Source organism: Paraburkholderia sp. BR10872, from assembly GCF_040965835.1.
Taxonomy (GTDB): domain Bacteria; phylum Pseudomonadota; class Gammaproteobacteria; order Burkholderiales; family Burkholderiaceae; genus Paraburkholderia; species Paraburkholderia nodosa_A.
In genome coordinates this window covers 55,617-74,468 of record NZ_JBFRCN010000035.1, presented here as the reverse complement: position 1 = coordinate 74,468, position 18,852 = coordinate 55,617, and the positions used below count along the sequence as shown (strand labels likewise).

The following is an 18,852-nucleotide window of genomic DNA, read 5'->3' as shown; positions in this document are numbered from 1 at the left end:
AAGCCCATGGACTTGTCTCAGGTTTCCTCCTCCGCGAAGGCTCGCCGCGCCGAACGTGCGCAGGTGGCCAATGCCGCTGTGGCGCACGGCGCCGCGACTGCCCGCGATCCGCTCGCCGACGTCCTGTTCGACGAACGCCCTTTCCTGCGCCGCCTGACGGCGGTGGACTGGCTGTTCGCGCTGGCGCTCGTGGCGGGCGCGGGCTTCGCGCTCTCGCGCTACCACGCGCACATGAACTACTACGACAAGCTGGTGCTGTGCGGCACGACGCCGGCGCTCGTCGTGCTGGGCTGGCGCTGGAAGCCGGCGCGGCTGCTTATGGCCGGTATCGCGGTGCTCGCGCTGTTCGCGATCCAGATCTACCAGGGCGACCTCGCGCGCGCGGATCAGGCGTTCTTCCTCAAGTATTTCCTCTCCAGCCAGTCGGCCATTCTGTGGATGAGCGCGCTGTTCGTGCTCGCCACGCTGTTCTACTGGATCGGCCTGCTCTCACGCTCGCCCTCGGGCGGCTCGATCGGCTCGAAGCTCACATGGGCGGCGGTGCTCATGGGCTTCGTCGGCCTGATGGTGCGCTGGTACGAGTCCTATCTCATCGGGGCGGACGTCGGGCACATTCCCATCTCGGACCTCTACGAAGTGTTCGTGCTGTTCAGCCTCATCACCGCGCTCTTCTATCTGTATTACGAAAGGCACTACAACACGCGCGCGCTCGGCGCGTTCGTGCTGCTCGTGATCAGCGCGGCCGTGGGCTTCCTGATGTGGTACTCGATCTCGCGCGACGCGCAGCAGATCCAGCCGCTCGTGCCCGCGCTGCAGAGCTGGTGGATGAAGATCCACGTGCCGGCGAACTTCATCGGCTACGGCAGCTTCGCGCTTTCGGCCATGGTGGGCGTGGCGTACATCATGAAGGAGCGCGGCGTGCTGGCGGACCGTCTGCCCGCGCTCGAGGTGCTCGACGACGTCATGTACAAGTCGATCGCCGTGGGTTTCGCGTTCTTCACCATCGCGACCATTCTCGGCGCGCTGTGGGCGGCGCAGGCCTGGGGCGGCTACTGGAGCTGGGACCCGAAGGAAACCTGGGCGCTGATCGTGTGGCTCAACTACGCCGCCTGGCTGCATATGCGCCTCATGAAGGGCCTGCGAGGCGGCGTGGCGGCCTGGTGGGCACTTACCGGGCTGCTCGTCACGACCTTCGCATTCCTCGGCGTGAACATGTTCCTTTCGGGCCTGCACAGCTACGGCAAGCTGTAACCGAATCGGCCTGCAAGACGAACTAACCGTCGGATGCCTCGCGCTCCGACGGTTTTTTTTCGTCCGCCGGGAAGTTTTCTGCGAATTGCGCGTTTGCCCGCTTGAGGTCATCCCGTCGATCCACGTCGTGCACAGCACGGCAGGACGGGTCGAGATACGATCAATGTGCTGGCGGCGCACGCCACGCAAGAAGCAGGAGCAGCGATATGTGGATCAAGCGGAGCAGCAGGATCTTGCTCAACGGTGACGACATCCCCGCGAGCGAAATCACGCCGCAAAAGGTGTACGAACAGCGTCGGCGCATTCTGCGGGCAGCGGGCGCGCTTGCGCTCGGCGGCATTGCGGGGCCGTTCGGTGCAAGAGAGGCGCTTGCGGAATACGCCCCCGGCGACCCGAAGGCGCAGAAGCTCGCCGCGCAGACGAACACGAAGTTCGTCGCGCTCGACAAGGTCACGCCCTACAAGGACATCACGACCTATAACAACTTCTACGAGTTCGGCACCGACAAGGGCGATCCGGCTCAAAACGCGCACACGCTGCGGCCGCGTCCGTGGAAGCTGAGCGTCGAGGGCGAGGTGAAGAACCCGAAGGTCTATGACATCGACGAGATTCTCAAGCTCGCGCCGCTCGAAGAGCGCGTGTACCGGCATCGTTGCGTGGAGGGCTGGTCGATTGTCGTGCCGTGGATCGGTGTTTCGCTTTCCGAACTGATCCGCCGCGCGCAGCCCACGGGCAACGCGCGCTACGTGCAGTTCATCACGCTCGCCGACCCCTCGCAAATGCCGGGTCTCGCCGAGCCGATTCTCGACTGGCCGTATTCCGAAGGCCTGCGCATGGACGAAGCGATGAATCCGCTCACGCTGCTCACGGTCGGCCTTTACGGCCAGGTGCTGCCGAACCAGAACGGCGCGCCCGTGCGTGTGATGGTGCCGTGGAAGTACGGCTTCAAGAGCGCGAAGTCGCTGGTGAAGATCCGCTTCGTCGAGAACCAGCCGCCCACGAGCTGGAACAAGTACGCGCCGAACGAGTACGGCTTTTATTCGAACGTGAACCCGAACGTCGATCACCCGCGCTGGAGCCAGGCCACGGAGCGGCGCATCGGCGAAGACGGCTTCTTCCAGCCCAAGCGCAAGACGCTCATGTACAACGGCTACGGCGACCTCGTCGCGTCGATGTATCAGGGCATGGATCTGCGCAAGAACTTCTGAGCAACGAGCTTGATGGAGCGAGAGATGGAATCGACGACGACACCACAGGCCGCCGCGCGCGTGGGGGCGGGCCAGGCGCGCCCTGCGCGAAAGGCGGGTGTGGCGAGCGTGACGGGCCCGCGCTGGCTGCCGTGGGCGAAGGTGGCGGTGTTCGTCGCGGGGCTGTACCCGCTTGCGCGCCTCGTGCTGTTCGGCTTCACGGACGGGCTCGGTGCGAATCCGATCGAGTTCATCACGCGTTCCACGGGCCTGTGGACGCTGGTGTTCCTCTGCATCACGCTCGCGGTCACGCCGCTGCGACGAATCACGGGCTGGAATACGCTGGTCCGCTTTCGGCGCATGCTGGGCCTCTTCGCGTTTTTCTACGCGACGCTGCACTTCACGACCTACATCTGGTTCGACAAGTGGTTCGACGTCGCCGCGATGCTCAAGGACGTGGGCAAGCGGCCGTTCATCACGGTGGGTTTTGCGGCGTTCGTGCTGCTGATTCCGCTCGCCGTGACGTCCACGCGCGCGATGGCGCGCCGGCTCGGACGGCGCTGGCAGACGCTGCATCGGCTCATCTACGCGATCGGCGTGCTGGCGATTCTGCACTTCTGGTGGATGAAGGCGGGCAAGCACGACCTCGTGCTGCCCAAGCTCTACGGCGCGATTATGCTGGCGCTGCTCGGCTGGCGCGTGGCCGTGTGGCTGCTTGCGCGCTGGCGTGCCGCGCGCCCGGATGCGGGCGCCGCGTAGGTGCAGAGCACGCAGGCAGGCAAATAAAAAGCGACGCCGAGGCGTCGCTTTTTTCACGGGCGGGCGGACGAAAGACTCAGTCCGGCAGCACGCGCTCACTGGCGAACAACTCCGCCACGTTTTCGCGCTCGCGCGCGAGATGCACGCGCTTGCCGTCGACCATCACTTCGGCGGCGCGCGCACGCGTGTTGTAGTTCGAGCTCATCACGAAGCCGTAGGCGCCCGCGGAGCGGATCGCGAGCACGTCGCCCGGTTCGATCGCGAGCGAGCGTGCGCGGCCCAGCCAGTCGCCGCTTTCGCACACCGGGCCGACCACGTCGTAGGTTTGCGGTGCCGACTGGCGCGCAACGACCGGCTCCATCGCGTGATACGCGTCGTACATGGCGGGACGGGCGAGGTCGTTCATCGCGGCGTCGACGATCGCGAAGTTCTTCTCCGAGCCTGGCTTCAGGAACTCGACCGTGGTGAGCAGGATGCCCGCATTGCCCACGAGCGAGCGGCCCGGCTCGAAGTACACCTCGCGCGCCTTGCCCGTTTTCGCGCCATACGCCTCGATGCGGTCGAGCACCGTGCGCACGAACTCGCCGATGTCGGGCGGCGTTTCGTCGTCGTAGGTGATGCCGAGGCCGCCGCCCACGTCGATGTGGCGGATGCTCACGCCGTCGGCTTCGATCTGGTCGACGAGTTCGAGCAGCTTGTCGATGGCGTCGAGATACGGCGCGATTTCGGTGATCTGCGAGCCGATGTGGCAGTCGATGCCGACCACGTCCAGGTGCGCCATGGCCGCAGCGGCGCGATAGGTCGCGCGCGCTTCCTCGAATGCCACGCCGAACTTGTTCGCCTTCAGGCCGGTGGAAATGTACGGATGCGTTTTCGGATCGACGTCCGGATTCACGCGCAGCGAAACCGGCGCCTTCTTGCCGAGCTGGCTCGCCACCTCGTTGAGGCGGTCGAGTTCGGGAATCGATTCGACGTTGAAGCACTTCACGCCCGCTTCGAGCGCCTCGCGCATTTCGCCGGCGGTCTTGCCGACGCCCGAGAACACCACGTCCTGCGCTTTGCCGCCTGCCGCGAGCACGCGGGCGAGCTCGCCCGCCGAAACGATGTCGAAGCCCGCGCCTTCGCGCGCGAACACGTTGAGCACGGCGAGGTTGCTGTTCGCCTTGACCGCGACGTGCACCTTGGCGCGGCGGCCGGCGCAGGCGTCGGCGTAGGCGTGCCATGCGGCGGTGAGCGCCGCGCGCGAATACACATAGAGCGGCGTGCCGTACTGTGCGGCGAGATCTGCGGCCGAGACGCCTTCTACGAAGAGCGTGCCGTTATCGCGGTGAAAAGCGGACTGGGTCATGCGAGCGTTTTTACTGGGTTGGCGTGGCGTCGGAAGCCGCCTGCGGGCTGCCGGTGGTCGCGGGTGGGGTGCCGAGTTCGGTGTCCGGGGACAACGACAGCGGCGTGCCGGAGGTGTCCGGAATCGTGCCGATGGGCGCCGATGCAGACTCGGGAGCGCTCGCGGGCGTCGCGCCGGTTTCCGGCTGCGTGGTTTCGAAATTGGGCTTGGGCGGAAGCGGCGGCACGGTGGGCATGTAGAGCGCGCCGCGCTGGCCACAGCCTGCGAGCGCGACGGCGCCGATCGCAAAAGCCGCTAGAATCGCGCGGGGCGTCCATGCGCTGGGGGCCGCTGCGCGCGTCCGGGAAATGACACGCATAATTGTCCCTGAATGAATAACCGGTGGAGTTTAGCATGCCAGACAATGACTACCTGAGCCGCGCGGAGGCCGTGCTGGCGGCCGTAGAGCGGGCCGTGGACGAGGCCGAAGCGGACATCGAACTCGAGCGCAGCGGCAACGTTCTGACGCTCGAATTCGAGAATCGCACGAAGATCATCGTGAACCTGCAGCCGCCGATGCGCGAAATCTGGATCGCGGCGAAGGCGGGCGGTTTCCACTATCGCTTCATCGACGACAAATGGCGCGACACGCGCACGGGCACCGAATTCTTCTCGGCGCTCACGGCCTATGCAACGGAGCAGGCGGGCGAGCCGGTACGGTTCGAGCCATAAGCGCGCAAGCGTGAGCTCATAAAAGAAACGGGCGCGAGTCGCAAGACTGTGAACTGAACCCCAAGAGTTGGACATAGATCCGACCCTTGGGGTTTTTTCATGGCCATTGCTGCGGAGTGCCTCAGTGCCCGCGGAACAGATTCATGATGTCTTCCTTCTCCTTCTCCTTCGCATTCACGTGCTCGGGCGTCGGATCTGCACCGGCATCGTCGGCGCCCGATGCGCCGCCAGCCGACGCCTCGAGCGCCGCCTGACTGATGCCCACTGTCGAGACGAAGCCGTGGCCCGGCGTGGCGTCGGCGTAGTAGAGCTCGTCGCCGAGCGTGACGATGCCGTCCGGCATCGCCATCTTGTACTCGGGCACGCCGCTTAGCGCCTTCTGCATGTAGTCGATCCAGACCGGCAGCGCGAGACCGCCGCCCGTTTCCTTGTCGCCGAGGCTGCGCGGGTTGTCGTAGCCGATCCAGGCGATCGCGGCCAGCGTGTGCTGATAGCCCGCGAACCACGCGTCGCGCGAGTCGTTGGTCGTGCCGGTCTTGCCGCCCAGGTCGGTGCGCTTGAGGACGTTCGACTTCGCGCCCGTGCCGCGCTGCGCGACGCTCTGCAAGAGGCTGTTCATGATGAACGCGTTGCGCGGGTCGATGGCGCGCGGCGCGTTCTGCTCGGCCACGAGCGGCTGCGCCTGGGCGACCACCATGCCGCGCTGGTCGGTGACTTCGGCGATCAGATACGGATTCACGCGATACCCGCCGTTGGCGAACGCCGAGTAGCCGGCGGCCATCTGCAGGGGCGTGACGAGACCCGCGCCGAGCGCCATCGGCAGGTAGGCGGGATGCCGGTCGGCGTCGAAGCCGAAGTGCGTGATGTACTGCTGCGCGTACTTCGTGCCGATGTGGTTGAGGATACGGATCGACACGAGGTTCTTCGACTTCATGAGCGCCGTACGCATGCTCATGGGGCCGTCGAAGCCGCCGCCGTAGTTCTTCGGCTCCCACGGCTGGCCGCCCGTTTCGGCGGCGCTGAAGAAGAGCGGCGCGTCGTTGATGACCGTCGCCGGCCCGAGCCCCTTGTCGAGCGACGCCGAGTAGATGAACGGCTTGAAGCTCGAACCCGGCTGACGCCACGCCTGGGTGACGTGGTTGAACTTGTTCTTGTTGAAGTCGAAGCCGCCCACGAGCGCGCGGATCGCGCCGTCCTGCGGCACGATCGAGATGAATGCGCCTTCGATTTGCGGCAGCTGCGTGATCGACCAGTCGCCTGCGTTGTTGCGCGCGAGGCGGATGATCGCGCCCGGCCGGATCTTCTGCGACGGCTGCGCGCGCGTGGAGAGCGCGAACTGCGCGAAGCGCAGCCCGTCGCCAGTGACGCTCGTGGTGTTGCCGTCCATGAACGTGACCCGCACTTCCTTCGGGCTCGCCGCCGTGACGACCGCCGCCACGAGTTCGCCGTTGTCGGGGTGCTCGACGAGCGCGTCGTCGATGGCCTGCTCTCGCTCGTCGCTGTCCGTGGGCAGGTCGATGAACGCCTCGGGGCCGCGATAGCCGTGGCGCCGCTCGTAGTCCATCAGTCCCCTGCGCAGCGCGCGATAGGCGACATCCTGATCGGCGGAGTCGATGGTGGTGACGACGTTCAGTCCGCGCGTGTACGCCTCCTCGTGGTACTGCGCGTACATCATCTGGCGCACCATTTCCGCGACGTACTCGGCGTGGACGCTGAATTCCTTGCCCGCACCCTTGACGACGAGCGGCTGCGCCGCGGCCTCGTCGTACTGCTGCTGGGTGATGTAATGCAGCTCGAGCATGCGCTGGAGAATGTACTCCTGGCGCACCTTCGCCCGCTTCGGATTGACGACCGGGTTGTAGGCCGACGGCGCCTTGGGCAGCCCGGCCAGCATCGCGCACTCGGCGAGTGTGAGATCTTTCAGATCCTTTCCGAAGTACACGCGCGCGGCGCTCGCGAAGCCATATGCGCGCTGGCCCAGATAGATCTGATTCATGTACACCTCGAGAATCTGATCCTTCGAGAGCTTCGACTCGATCTTATAGGCGAGCAGCATCTCGTAAATCTTGCGCGTGTAGGTCTTTTCGCTCGAAAGGAAGAAGTTGCGCGCCACCTGCATGGTGATCGTGCTGGCGCCTTGGGTGGCATGGCCATTGGTGAGCGCGACGAAGCCCGCGCGCGCAATGCCGGCGAGGTCGACGCCGCCGTGATCGTAGAAGCGCGCGTCTTCGATGGCGAGAATGGCCTTCTTGAGGTTGTCCGGCACGTCCTTGAAATGGACGATGTCGCGCCGCTCCTCGCCGAATTCGCCGATCAGCACATGGTCGCGCGTGTAGATGCGCAGCGGCACCTTCGGGCGATAGTCGGTGAGCGCCTCGAGCGACGGCAGGTTCGGTGTCGCCACGACGAGCGCGTAGCCGAGTACGAGCGCCACACACACCACGCCGGCGAAAATGAGGCCGAAAAAGGCGATCAGCAGCGTGGCCCACCACGGGCGCTTGCGCCGCCGGGGCGGCTCGGGCGGCGTGGAAGGCGGTACGGACGAAGGAAGCTGATCTTGCATACGAACACCAGAAAAACAGTCCCGCGATTATAGCCGCCGCTCGCCCGCTGGCTTTCGAGATGCTTACATGGACGGCGCGGGCGAGCACGCGATCCGCTGTTTCTGTCGATGCGTCTGCTGACGCCTCTGCTGACGCCTCTGCTGATATTCGCACTGTAGACGCGCCCCTCGCGCGTGGATAGCGCTGGCGGCGACCGTTGGCCGTTCGGCCGAGTATTCGTGCGCCACCGCGATTCGCACAATTTCTCCATCGACGCGCTGCGAACGGTTTGCGGCGCGCGGACGTACGGGAGGGATGCGATGGGTTTCGGGAATCCGCTGTTGTTGGGCGCTCGCCGGTTTGCCGCGGGTGTGGATTTAAGTGCGCGCGGGGTCACGCTGGTGGTGTTGAGCCAGCGCATTGTCGGGGCGGGGCCGGTCCGCCTCGAATGGCTGGCGAGCGCGCCGCTCGCGCGCGAGGCGCTCGCCGGCGCGGAGATCGTCGACCGGGCGGCCATCGTCGCGGCGCTTCGCTGCGTGTTTGGCGAGTTGCCGCGCGCCAGCGCGGCGGCGTCGCTGCGTTGCGCCATGGCGCTGCCCACGAGCGCGACGCTCGTCGCGACCGTGCCGCTTGCGCGTCTGGCGCCGGCGGGCGCGACGGACGAATCGGGTATTCACGCAGCGCTGGAGCCGCTCGTGCTGGCGGAGGCGGAGCGCACGGCGGGCGTGGAGCGCGGCGAGCTGGCGGTCGACTGGAGCGTGCTGCCGGCCACCCCGCGCAGCCGCGAAGCACAGGTGACGATCGCGGCGACGCCGCGGCAGCATCTCGAATCGCGCATCGAATGCGCGGCAATGGCGGGCATCACGCTGTGCGCCGTGGACGGCGAGGCGCACGCCGCGTTGCGCGCCATGCGGCACGCGGCGGTGTACGAGTTGCCGCCGCACGAACCCTGGGTGGCGATCTGGGTCGGCCCGGAAGGCGTGCACGGCTGGTTGCTCGTCGACGACTCGGTCATCCGGCACATGCGCTTTCCCGCGCTCGAACATGCCGATCTCGTGGAGGCGCTGCACGACCTCGTCGACGGCGAGCAGGCCGGCTGCGTGCAGGTCTCGGGCGAGCTTGCCATGCTTCGCGGCGCAAACTTCACGATGGCCGACATCGGCGACGCGCTGGGTGCGCCAGTGCTGCCGTTCGAATGCGCACCGCTGGCCGACGTCGAGTGGCCGCTCGCGGCGACGCTGTTGCACGATCCGGCGTGCGCGGTGGCCTTCGGGCTCGCGCTGCGCGGGGTGGCGGAATGACGCTCGCGCGCGCTGTGCGCGGCTTTCCGGGCCGGGCCGTCGGCGGTTTCAACTTGCTGCCGTGGCGGCGCCGCGCCATCCGCAGGAGGCTCCGCTGGCGCCTGCTCGAATGGGGCGCCGCGGCGCTTGGCGGATGCGCGTGTGCGCTGGGTGTCGTGCTTTGGCAGCGCATCGAATGCAGCACGCTCGAGGCTCGGCGCGAGGCGCTGGAGCGGCCACTGGCGCAGTGGCGCGCACCGCTCGCCGAGGCGCAGCGCCTCACGCGGGAGATCGAAGCGCGCCGCATCGGCGATCGACTCGCCCGACAGCACGCGCAGGCGACGGCGCGCTTTTTCGCCCTTGCGGACGCGTTGGCGAGTGAGCCTGCTCCAGGCGTCGGCTTGCAGCAGCTTGCGCAGTCCGCCGATGAAACCGATCTGCAGGCGAGCGCGGCGGACGAATCGGCGGCTGCGGCCTGGCTCGGACGCCTGCGCTCGCTGCCCGACGTCGAGGCCTTGAGCGTGCGCGAACTCAAGCGCGGCGTGCCGGCTGGCGCTGCACGTGAGCGTGTGCCCGATGGCGAACCGATTCGCGTGGCAGCTCATCTCGTCTGGCAAGGCGCGAGCACTGTGCCGCAGGGCGGCGCACCGCGAGTGCGCGAGGCGTCCCGAGCGTCGAGCGGCGCCGCCGCGAAGGAGGCGACATGAGCACGATGCCTGCGCACGCTGGACAGGAGCGGGGGCTTGTTTCGCCGCAGTCAGGCAGGGGCAGCGCATTGCGCGGATGGCCGCCGCTTCACGTGTGGAGCACGCGCCGCCGCCGGGCTGTCGCGTCGATGATTGCCGTGCTGGCTCTCGCCGCCGCGAGCGTCGCCTGCATCGTCGGGGATCCACTCGGTGTGAATGCAGCTCGCGCCGAGCTGCAAACCGCTCAAAAGCGCTACGGCGATGCCCAGCAAGTCCTGGCGCGCCTGCCCGCGCTGCGCGACGCTGCGGCGCGAACGGCTTCGCGTGCGCCGCGCGCTGGCAATTCCGCCGACGATATTCGCCGCATCTCGCAGCTCGCCGCGCAATCGGGCCTCGTGCTGCATGCGCTGGAGCCTGGCGTTGCGGGCGGCGCACAAGCCGAGGCGTTCCGGTCGATCAAGCTGGTCGCGCAAGGCAGCTTCGCGCAACTGCGTGGACTGCTCGAAGGGTTGGCGCGCGAGCCGGCGCTCACGGTGCCATCCGGGCTTGCAGTCCGGCGCACGGGAACCGGTTTGTCGGTCTCGGCAACGTTGCGTGTGTACGATGCGCTTCCCGCCGTGCCGCTGGCGGTGGCTCCGGGAGCGGCGGCTCGCGATCCCTTCACGCATGCGGCTGCGGCCGGTACGGCGGAAGACGGGTGGCGCCTTGCCGGCATCCTCCAGGATCGGCAGCGCATCGTCGCGCTGGTGGAAACGCCTGATGGCGTCGTGACCGCGCAGGCGGGAGAGGCGATCGGCGACGCTCGCGTGCTGGAAATCAGGCCGGCGGGGGTTGTCGTCGCGGCGGGTGGGACGACGCGCGCGCTCGGCTGGGCGGAGCCGGTGAAATGAGCGCGCTGAAGCGGACCGTTGCCGTCCTCGCCCCGTTGATGGTGAGTGTTGCCGCGGGCGCTGCATGGGCCGCGGTGCCTCAGCCTCGGCCTGGGTGGGCACATTCGCCGGCGGCGCTCGCGCACTACGAAGTGCCGCCGTTGCCCGATGGTGCGGCGGAGCCCGCAGCGAAACAGTGGACCGCCAATCCGTTCGTAGGAGGCAGCGATGCCCCGATGCCCGAAGACGTTTCGCAGGCACTCGCAGACGGCGGCGCTCGCGTATCCCAACCTGCAGCCGAACCTTCGCGCGAACCCGGCGACGCGTCGGCAGCCGGGCCGCTCGAAGGGCCGCCCGTACCGCTGCGCGCGCCGATGCGGCTTGGCGACGCGGCGGCAGACAACGACGGTTTGCCGCCAAACCGGCCGATCACGCTCAACTTCCAGCGCGCTGAAATCATCGCCGTTCTGCAAGCGTTCGCCCAGTTCACGAAGCTCAATATCGTCGCAAGCGAACGAGCGCGCGGCCAGGTGACGTTGCGCCTCGACCGCGTGCCGTGGCGTACCGCGTTCGACCTGCTGCTCGAGGCGAACGGCCTGGCGATGTCGCGCATCGGCGATGTGATCTGGGTCGCGCCCGCCGCGGAGCTGGCGGCGCGCGAGCGGCAGCGTTACGAGGCGCACGCCCGGGCCGCGGAGCTGGAGCCGCTCGCCAGCCGCTCGTTCGAGCTGCATTACGCGCGCGCCGAGGAATTGCGGCGTTTCCTGACAGGCACGGGGTCACAGCGCGCACTCTCGAAGCGCGGCACGGCGGTGGCGGACGCGCGCACGAACCTCCTTTTCGTCACCGACCTGCCGGCGCGACTCGACCAGATCAGCGAGCTCGTGTGGCGGCTCGACGCGCCCGCTCGTCAGGTGCTGATCGAGGCGCGCATCGTCGAAGGAGACGAGGGGCTGTCGCGCGAGCTGGGCGTGCGTCTTGGCGTAACGCCGGTGAGTGTGGACGGCTCGACGGCCCGCGGCTTGACCGCCCGAGCCGACGGCACGGTGTACGACCTCGCGGCGGGCCCGATTTCCGGCTTCGAGCCTGCAGGCCTTGGGCTCACGCTGCTGGCCGCGCGCGCCACGCGCCTGCTCGACATCCAGTTGAGCGCGCTCGAGGCCGAAGGGCGCGGGCGCGTGGTGTCGAGTCCGCGCGTCGTCACCGCCGACCGCACGAAGGCCGTCGTCGAGCAGGGCACCGAGCTGCCTTATCAGGCCAAGGTCGGGCAGGGCGTTTCGGGCGTGCAGTTCCGGCGCGCAAGCCTGAAACTCGAAGTCGAGCCGCAGATCACACCCGATGGCCGCGTGATACTCGACCTCGATGTGGCGAAGGACAGTGTCGGCGAGCAAACGGCCGCCGGGCCTGCAATTAACACCAAACACGTGCAGACGCGCGTGGAAATCGAGGACGGCGGGACGGTCTCAATTGGCGGCATCGACGCGACGGATGACCGCGATGATGTGACGCGCGTGCCACTCCTGGGCAAAATACCGGTTCTGGGCGCGCTTTTTTCGCATCGCGCGCACCGGGATCAACGCAGCGAGCTGGTGGTATTCATCACGCCGCGCGTCGTGGAGCCGAATTGACCCTGATTGATCGGGCGACCCGGCCGCAAGCGCGAAGCCGCATGCTTGCGGGGCCGGAACACCGAGGCCGCAGGCTCGACAATGCCGCCGCTTTGCCAGTAAGCTGCGGCACCAACCTTTCGTAGGAAACGCTGCAAGTGCGGGACGCAAACGCCAATGTATTTTTCGTAGGGCTCATGGGCGCCGGCAAGACGACCGTGGGCCGGGCGGTCGCGCGCCGGTTGGAGCGTCCGTTCTTCGACTCCGATCACGAGATCGAGGCGCGCACGGGCGCGCGCATCCCGGTGATCTTCGAACTCGAAGGCGAAGCGGGCTTTCGCGACCGCGAGGCCCAGATGATCGAAGAGCTCACGGGGCGTGAAGGCATCGTCCTCGCGACCGGCGGCGGCGCGGTGCTGCGGCCCGAGAATCGCGCGGCGCTCAAGGCGCGCGGCTTCGTCGTGTATCTGCGCGCGCATCCGCACGACCTGTGGCTGCGCACGCGGCGCGACAAGAATCGTCCGCTCCTGCAAACCGAAGACCCCAAGGCGCGGCTCGAAGCGCTCTACGAAGTGCGCGACCCGCTGTATCGCGAAGTCGCGGACTTCGTGATCGAAACCGGCCGGCCTTCCGTCAACGGACTCGTCAACATGGTGCTGATGCAGCTCGACATGGCCGGCGTCGCGCGGGCCACTGCGCGCGAGTAGGGCGCAGGTGGCGCAGTGAGTCGCGCAGTGAGTCGTGAAGCAGGCAGTGCATCGGAAACCCAAAAGATTCAGAGCATGATTACCGTCAACGTCGAACTGGGCGAGCGCGCCTACCCCATCCATATCGGCTCCGGCCTGATCGGTCAGACGGCGCTCTTCGCGCCTCATATCGCCGGCAAGTCGGTGACGATCGTGACGAACACCGTCGTCGATCCGCTCTACGGCGAGACGCTGCGCACCGCGCTCGCGCCGCTCGGCAAGGACGTCAATACGGTGGTGCTGCCCGATGGCGAGGCGCACAAGAACTGGGAAACGCTCAACGAGATCTTCGACGCGCTGCTCACCTCGCGCGCCGACCGCAAGACCACGCTCATCGCGCTTGGCGGCGGCGTGACGGGCGACATGACGGGTTTCGCGGCCGCCTGCTACATGCGCGGCGTGCCGTTCATCCAGGTGCCGACCACGCTGCTTTCGCAGGTCGATTCGTCGGTGGGCGGCAAGACGGGCATCAATCATCCGCTCGGCAAGAACATGATCGGCGCGTTCTACCAGCCGCAGGCCGTGATCGCCGACATCGGCGCGCTCGCCACGCTGCCGGAGCGCGAGCTGGCGGCGGGCATCGCCGAGGTCATCAAGACCGGCGCAATCGCCGATGCCGAATTCTTCGACTGGATCGAAGCCAACGTCGAATCGCTCAACCGTTGCGAGCCCGAAGCGCTCGCGCACGCCGTCAAGCGCTCGTGCGAGATCAAGGCATCGGTCGTGGCCGCCGACGAGCGCGAGGGCGGCCTGCGCGCCATCCTCAACTTCGGCCATACGTTCGGCCACGCGATCGAGGCCGGGCTCGGCTACGGCGAGTGGCTGCACGGCGAGGCGGTGGGCTGCGGCATGGTGATGGCGGCGGACCTTTCGGTGCGCATGGGCATGCTGGACGAAGCCTCGCGCACGCGCCTCGTGCGCGTGGTCGAGGCCGCGAAGCTGCCGGTGCGTGCGCCCGCGCTCGGCGCGGACCGCTATGTCGAGCTGATGCAGGTCGACAAGAAGGCCGAGGGCGGGGCGATCAAGTTCATCCTGCTCAAGCGCTTCGGCGAGACGCACATCGGCCGCGCGCCCGACGAAGCCGTGCAGGCCACGCTCGCCGCCGCGACGCAGAGCTGAGGCGGCGCCGGCGACAACCCCTTGCGGAGGAACGGTGAGCGACACCCGCAGCGACAACCGTAGTGATCCCCGTAGTGTCCAGGAAGGTAGCGACGCGCATGGCGGCGACGCCAGCGCCGCGCTGATCGCGTCATTCGAGGCGGGCCTCGCGCCTTACGCGGCGCACGCCTCGCGCACGCGCGGGCGGCGCTATCCCGAGCCGCCGCCCGCCGCGCGCAGCGAGTTCCAGCGCGATCGCGACCGCATCGTCCATTCGACGGCGTTTCGCCGCCTCGAGTACAAGACCCAGGTGTTCGTGAATCACGAGGGCGATCTCTTTCGCACTCGGCTCACGCACAGCCTGGAAGTCGCGCAGATCGCCCGCTCGGTCGCCCGTAACCTGCGCGTGAACGAGGATCTGGTTGAAGCGATCTCGCTCGCCCACGACCTCGGCCATACGCCGTTCGGCCATGCGGGCCAGGACGCGCTCAACGAGTGCATGCGCGAGCACGGTGGCTTCGAGCACAATCTCCAGAGTCTCGCGGTCGTGGACGAGCTCGAAGAGCACTACGGCGCGTTCGACGGCCTGAACCTGTGCTTCGAGACGCGCGAAGGCATTCTCAAGCACTGCTCGCGTGAGCATGCGAGGCATCTGGGCGATCTGGGTGAGCGTTTTCTGCTCGGCCGGCAACCGTCCATCGAAGCGCAGATCGCCAACATCGCCGACGAAATCGCCTATAACAACCACGACGTCGACGACGGCTTGCGCTCGGGCCTGCTCACCATCGAGCAACTCGCCGAGGTCGAGCTCTGGCAAACGCACTACGACGCCGCGCGCGCGGAATATCCGCAGATCGAGGGCCGTCGGCTGATTCACGAGACGGTGCGGCGCATCATCAACACGCTGATCGTCGATCTGATCGGGCAGACGCGACGCAATCTCGCCGAGTGCGCGCCGCAGTCGCTCGACGACGTGCGCGCGGCGCCTGCGCTCGTCGCGCACAGCGAGCACGTGGCCGCGCAGGCGGCGGCGCTCAAGCGCTTCCTGTACCGCAACCTGTACCGCCACTATCGCGTGATGCGCATGGCCAACAAAGCGCGGCGCGTGGTGAAGGGGCTGTTCGAGGCGTTCAGCGAAGACTCGCGCCTGCTGCCGCCGCCGTACCAGACGCAGGACGCCGCCGTGCAGCCGCGGCTGATCGCGCATTACATCGCGGGCATGACCGACCGCTATGCCCTGAAGGAGTACCGCCGCCTCTTCGTCGTCGCCGATGACGTTTGAGGGCACGGCTCGCCCCCTCTCACCGCCCCTGCCGATTCCGGGAGCCGATTTGATCAAGTCCTGGCCGTATCCGCGCGTTGCCGCGCACCGAGGGGGCGGCACGCTCGCGCCCGAGAACACCCTGGCGGGTCTGCACACCGGCGCGAGCCTCGGCCATAAGATGGTCGAGTTCGACGCCAGGCTGTCCGTCGACAACGTCGCGTTCCTGCTCCATGACGACTCGGTGAATCGCACGTCGAGCGGGCACGGCGCGGCCGCGTCCATGCGCTATGCGGAACTTGCCGCGTTGGACGCGGGCAGCTGGCGGGACGCGCGTTTTGCGGGCGAGCCAATGCCGACGCTCGCTCAAGTCGCAGCGTGTTGTCGCGAACTGGGGCTTGCGGCGAATGTCGAGATCAAGCCCTGCGCGGGTCGCGACGTGGAGACAGGGCGCATTGTCGGCGCCGAAACGGCGCGCCTATGGGAGAGCGAAGCGCGGGCAGGCACGCCGCCTTTGCTGTCGTCGTTCTCTTATGCGGCGCTCGAGGCGGCGCGCGAGAGCGCGCCGGAACTGCCGCGCGGGCTGCTATTCGAGCGGGTGCCCGCCGACTGGCGCGAGCAGACGGCGGCGCTCGAGTGTGTGTCGCTGCATGCGAGCCATCGCCATCTGGACGAGGCGCTCGTCGAGCGCATCAAGTCGGCGGGGCTTTTCATCCTCGCCTATACGGTGAACGAACTCGACCGCGCTCGCCAACTCGTGAGCTGGGGCGTCGATACGGTCTGCACCGACCGTATCGACCTGATCGGGCCGCACGCGCTCGACGCCTGAGGCCCCGGGCCGGGCGGCCGGTGCCCGGCTCCTCCTTCAGCGGCGCGAGAGCAGCGCGCCCAGTACCAGCGCGACGCCGCCGGCAATCGCTACGGCCTGCCAGGGATTGCGGTGTACGTAGTCGTCGGCGCCGGCGATGGCCGCGTCAGTGTGGTCGCGCGCGGCTGCACGCGCGACTTCGAGCCGCTCGCGGGCGGCGTCCAGACGCTTGCGGATGTCGGCGCGCAGCGCAGCTGCATCGGCCTGGGTTCCTTCGCCCAGCGTGTTTTCCAGCTCGGCGAGCAGATCACGCAACTCGTCGGTGATATCGGCGGCGGCGCTGCGGCCGCGGCGTGCAATGCGCCGCGCGTGTCGGCTCGTGCGCGTCCAGGAATCTCCGAGGGCTTCTCGCGTGTTCGGAAAGGCGCTCATGTATGGCTCCGTCGTTGAAAAGTCACAGGTAAAAGGCTCGCCGCGGCGCGCACGAAAAAGGGCGCGGGAGGGCGAGGACCGGAGTGCAAGTATTGCGCAATTCCAGTGCCCGAGCCTTGAACGCGCGCAGCGAGCCGGGCGCAAACGCCCGCCAGGCGGGGCTTCCTTCTCTGGTGACAAAACAGGTGATTACGGGGACAGCACGCTTTTTCGCAGAGGCATAGAATCAGGATAAGCCCATGCGAAGGCGGGGAGAATCGATGGAGACGCGCAGACGGGAAGGGCACGGCCGGGCGGGAAACGCCGCCCTCCGCCAGACGCCGCAAGGGCGAGGCGAAGGGCCGGCGCGAGGTACTGCGTGGCGCTGCAGCGCGTTAGAAGTTGTAGCCGACCTTCAGGTACGTCACGAGCGGGTTCAGGTGAATCTTCGATTCCGCAACGCGCTGCGTCCCGAACTGGTTGTTCAGCGTCGTGTTGTACGTAGCCGTCACGTTGATCGGAATGTACGAGAGCGAGAAACCGGCGAACCAGTGCTTCGTGAAGTTGTAGTTGAAGCCCAGGTTAAACACGGGGGCCCAGGAACGATCCGTCGAAACACTGGTCGGACCCCCAAGCACACCGTTTTCGAAGGAGCCGTTGGTTATCTTCGCGTCGGTGAACCAGGCGTAGGTCACGCCGACGCCGAGGTAAGGACGGAATTTGGCTTCCGGGCTGTTGAAGTAGTACTTGAACAGCAGCGCGGGGCTCCACAGTTTCGCCGAGCCGACTTTGCCGAAGCTGCTGAAGCTGCCGCCGCCGGAAATATCGAACTTCGGCGGAATGCCGAGTTCGGCTTCGGTCGCGAAGTGGTCGGTGATGTAGTAGCCGAGGGAGAAGCCCACGGTGTCGGCCGAGCCGACGCTGGCGCCCGTGTTCGGAACGGCCATGTTGACGGGCGTGCCGCCGACACTGTCGATCTTGAGCGGATCGCTGGTGTCCTGCGGCATGAAGCGGAACCAGCCGGTGGTGACGTAGAACGTGTTTGCGGATTGTGCGTGTGCCGCCGTGAAACTGGCGAGCGCGGCGACCCCTGCCAGCGCCTGTTTTAATTTCATATTAATTGCTCCTCCATGAAAGGCCCGCTCATTATGAACACAACGTTTGCAACAAACCAGACGCGACCGTTAGAGCTTTTTTACTAAGCGCCGCGAGCTTTCCGCCGAAGCCGCATGCCAGCGAGAACTAGCGCTGGTGGGGCCTGGCGGGTCTGCGGGTATTCACCAACGGAACCAGGAAAATCGAGCATGGCACGGCTTGCACGTCTTTATGTTCCCGATCAGCCACAGCATGTGATCCTGCGCGGACTCGATCAGCAGCCCGCGTTCGTCGATGACCAGGACTACGAACTGTTCATCGACTGCCTGAAGGCCGCGGCGCGCGATCATCATCTGGCGGTGCATGCGTGGGTTTTGATGCCCGGCGCGGTGCAACTGCTCGTCACGCCTTCCGACGAATCCAGCCTGCCCAAGGCAATGCAGGCGGTCGGCCGGCGCTACGTGGCGCATTTCAACCGGCGCTATGCGCGTCGCGGCACGCTCTGGGAGGGGCGCTACCGCGCGACGGTCATCGAGGGCGAGCGCTTCTTCCTGCTGGCGAGCCGCGTCGTCGAGCTCGCACCGGTGCGCAGCCACCTCGTGACGGCGCCCGAAGACTATCGATGGTCGAGCTACCGGCATCACATCGGCCTCACCGTCGACAGCCTCATCACCGACCATCCGCTGTACTGGGCGCTCGGCAATACGCCTTTCGAGCGTCAGCGCGCGTATCGCGAACTCTGCGAGCAGGTGCTCGACGAACGCGAAACGACACAGCTCATGCAGGCCACGCTCAAGGGCTGGGTGCTCGGCAGCGACACGTACCGCGATTGGGCGTCGCGCACGGCGAACCGGCGCGTCTCGCCGCTGCCGCGTGGGCGCCCGCGCAAGGTGCGCGAGGCGCCAGGCACGCCTGCGGCGACGCCGGGCGCCGTTGGCGCCGCGGCCACCGCGAGCCCGGCTTCGACGCCTGCGGCCGGATCGGGCGGGGCCGGTGGTCAGCCGGCGAGCCATGGCGCGACACAATCTGGCCCCCATTCTACCTCGCACGCCGGCGCCAACCCGGCTGGCCCGACCTCGACGCAGGGAGGAGGTCACCCTGGGAGTGGTTCGGCTACAACATCGGGTGGAAATCCGGGTGGCGCGGGCGGCCATTCCGGTGGTTCGCAGGGTTCCGGCAGCGGAGGCTCCTC

Annotated in this window: 16 protein-coding genes and 2 pseudogenes; 13 read left to right on the top strand and 5 right to left on the bottom strand. The window is 67.3% G+C overall.

Going from position 1 to position 18,852, the window contains the following annotated elements:
- Window positions 1-6 precede the first annotated feature (6 nt).
- The 3 genes from ccsB (at window position 7) to msrQ (ending at window position 3,197) form a co-directional block, all read left to right on the top strand.
- Window positions 7-1,251 (top strand): c-type cytochrome biogenesis protein CcsB, encoded by a 1,245-nt coding sequence (gene ccsB / locus AB4Y43_RS25100; protein WP_368729022.1) that lies wholly within the window; start codon window positions 7-9, stop codon window positions 1,249-1,251.
- Between the two features lie 206 nt (window positions 1,252-1,457).
- Complete coding sequence (gene msrP, locus AB4Y43_RS25095; protein ID WP_342949809.1) at window positions 1,458-2,459, top strand: protein-methionine-sulfoxide reductase catalytic subunit MsrP; 1,002 nt, start codon at window positions 1,458-1,460, stop codon at window positions 2,457-2,459.
- Window positions 2,460-2,471: 12 nt separating this feature from the next.
- Window positions 2,472-3,197, top strand: coding sequence for a protein-methionine-sulfoxide reductase heme-binding subunit MsrQ (msrQ, locus tag AB4Y43_RS25090; protein WP_083245570.1), 726 nt, complete (start codon window positions 2,472-2,474; stop codon window positions 3,195-3,197).
- 76 nt (window positions 3,198-3,273) lie between these two features.
- Here msrQ and lysA read toward each other — a convergent pair whose 3' ends face one another.
- Together lysA and AB4Y43_RS25080 are read right to left on the bottom strand one after the other, a co-directional pair.
- Window positions 3,274-4,545: a diaminopimelate decarboxylase gene (lysA, locus tag AB4Y43_RS25085; protein WP_368729021.1), complete on the bottom strand. Its 1,272-nt coding sequence runs from the start codon at window positions 4,543-4,545 to the stop codon at window positions 3,274-3,276.
- A gap of 10 nt (window positions 4,546-4,555) precedes the next feature.
- Window positions 4,556-4,903 (bottom strand): lipoprotein, encoded by a 348-nt coding sequence (locus tag AB4Y43_RS25080; protein WP_069268227.1) that lies wholly within the window; start codon window positions 4,901-4,903, stop codon window positions 4,556-4,558.
- A gap of 35 nt (window positions 4,904-4,938) precedes the next feature.
- Here AB4Y43_RS25080 and cyaY point away from each other — a divergent pair, with 35 nt between their 5' ends.
- The gene (cyaY, locus tag AB4Y43_RS25075; protein WP_342949811.1) at window positions 4,939-5,256 is read left to right on the top strand and encodes an iron donor protein CyaY; all 318 of its coding nucleotides are present in this window, start codon (window positions 4,939-4,941) and stop codon (window positions 5,254-5,256) included.
- 121 nt (window positions 5,257-5,377) lie between these two features.
- On the opposite strand, the gene AB4Y43_RS25070 is transcribed toward cyaY, so the two are convergent.
- Window positions 5,378-7,819 carry a penicillin-binding protein 1A gene (locus tag AB4Y43_RS25070; protein WP_368729020.1) on the bottom strand — a complete coding sequence of 814 codons (2,442 nt, stop codon included), beginning with the start codon at window positions 7,817-7,819 and terminating at the stop codon, window positions 5,378-5,380.
- Window positions 7,820-8,119: 300 nt separating this feature from the next.
- On the opposite strand from AB4Y43_RS25070, the gene pilM reads away from it, so the two are divergent.
- From pilM to ugpQ, 8 genes and pseudogenes are all read left to right on the top strand, one after another.
- Window positions 8,120-9,100 carry a type IV pilus biogenesis protein PilM gene (gene pilM, locus AB4Y43_RS25065; RefSeq protein WP_069268230.1) on the top strand — a complete coding sequence of 327 codons (981 nt, stop codon included), beginning with the start codon at window positions 8,120-8,122 and terminating at the stop codon, window positions 9,098-9,100.
- Window positions 9,097-9,786: a fimbrial assembly protein gene (locus AB4Y43_RS25060; protein WP_342949814.1), complete on the top strand. Its 690-nt coding sequence runs from the start codon at window positions 9,097-9,099 to the stop codon at window positions 9,784-9,786. The genes pilM and AB4Y43_RS25060 overlap by 4 nt, the downstream gene beginning before the upstream one ends.
- Window positions 9,783-10,655 carry a hypothetical protein gene (locus tag AB4Y43_RS25055; RefSeq protein ID WP_368729019.1) on the top strand — a complete coding sequence of 291 codons (873 nt, stop codon included), beginning with the start codon at window positions 9,783-9,785 and terminating at the stop codon, window positions 10,653-10,655. Before AB4Y43_RS25060 ends, AB4Y43_RS25055 begins: the two co-directional genes overlap by 4 nt.
- Window positions 10,652-12,262, top strand: a complete 1,611-nt coding sequence (gene pilQ, locus AB4Y43_RS25050) for a type IV pilus secretin PilQ (RefSeq protein WP_368729018.1) — start codon at window positions 10,652-10,654, stop codon at window positions 12,260-12,262. Before AB4Y43_RS25055 ends, pilQ begins: the two co-directional genes overlap by 4 nt.
- Before the next feature lie 131 nt (window positions 12,263-12,393).
- Entirely contained in the window at window positions 12,394-12,948 is a 555-nt protein-coding gene (gene aroK, locus AB4Y43_RS25045) for a shikimate kinase AroK (RefSeq protein WP_028213320.1), read from the top strand.
- Between the two features lie 66 nt (window positions 12,949-13,014).
- The gene (aroB, locus tag AB4Y43_RS25040; protein WP_176732982.1) at window positions 13,015-14,106 is read left to right on the top strand and encodes a 3-dehydroquinate synthase; all 1,092 of its coding nucleotides are present in this window, start codon (window positions 13,015-13,017) and stop codon (window positions 14,104-14,106) included.
- Window positions 14,107-14,233: 127 nt separating this feature from the next.
- Window positions 14,234-15,367: pseudogene (locus AB4Y43_RS25035) on the top strand (deoxyguanosinetriphosphate triphosphohydrolase); the annotation flags it as partial.
- 49 nt (window positions 15,368-15,416) lie between these two features.
- Window positions 15,417-16,175: a glycerophosphodiester phosphodiesterase gene (gene ugpQ / locus AB4Y43_RS25030; RefSeq protein WP_069268236.1), complete on the top strand. Its 759-nt coding sequence runs from the start codon at window positions 15,417-15,419 to the stop codon at window positions 16,173-16,175.
- 36 nt (window positions 16,176-16,211) lie between these two features.
- Here ugpQ and AB4Y43_RS25025 read toward each other — a convergent pair whose 3' ends face one another.
- The gene (locus tag AB4Y43_RS25025; RefSeq protein ID WP_069268237.1) at window positions 16,212-16,586 is read right to left on the bottom strand and encodes a YqjD family protein; all 375 of its coding nucleotides are present in this window, start codon (window positions 16,584-16,586) and stop codon (window positions 16,212-16,214) included.
- 374 nt (window positions 16,587-16,960) lie between these two features.
- Window positions 16,961-17,680 (bottom strand): OmpW family protein, encoded by a 720-nt coding sequence (locus AB4Y43_RS25020; protein WP_368729017.1) that lies wholly within the window; start codon window positions 17,678-17,680, stop codon window positions 16,961-16,963.
- A 189-nt stretch (window positions 17,681-17,869) separates the two neighbouring features.
- On the opposite strand from AB4Y43_RS25020, the pseudogene AB4Y43_RS25015 reads away from it, so the two are divergent.
- Window positions 17,870-18,559, top strand: a pseudogene (locus AB4Y43_RS25015) (transposase); the annotation flags it as partial.
- Window positions 18,560-18,852 lie beyond the last annotated feature (293 nt).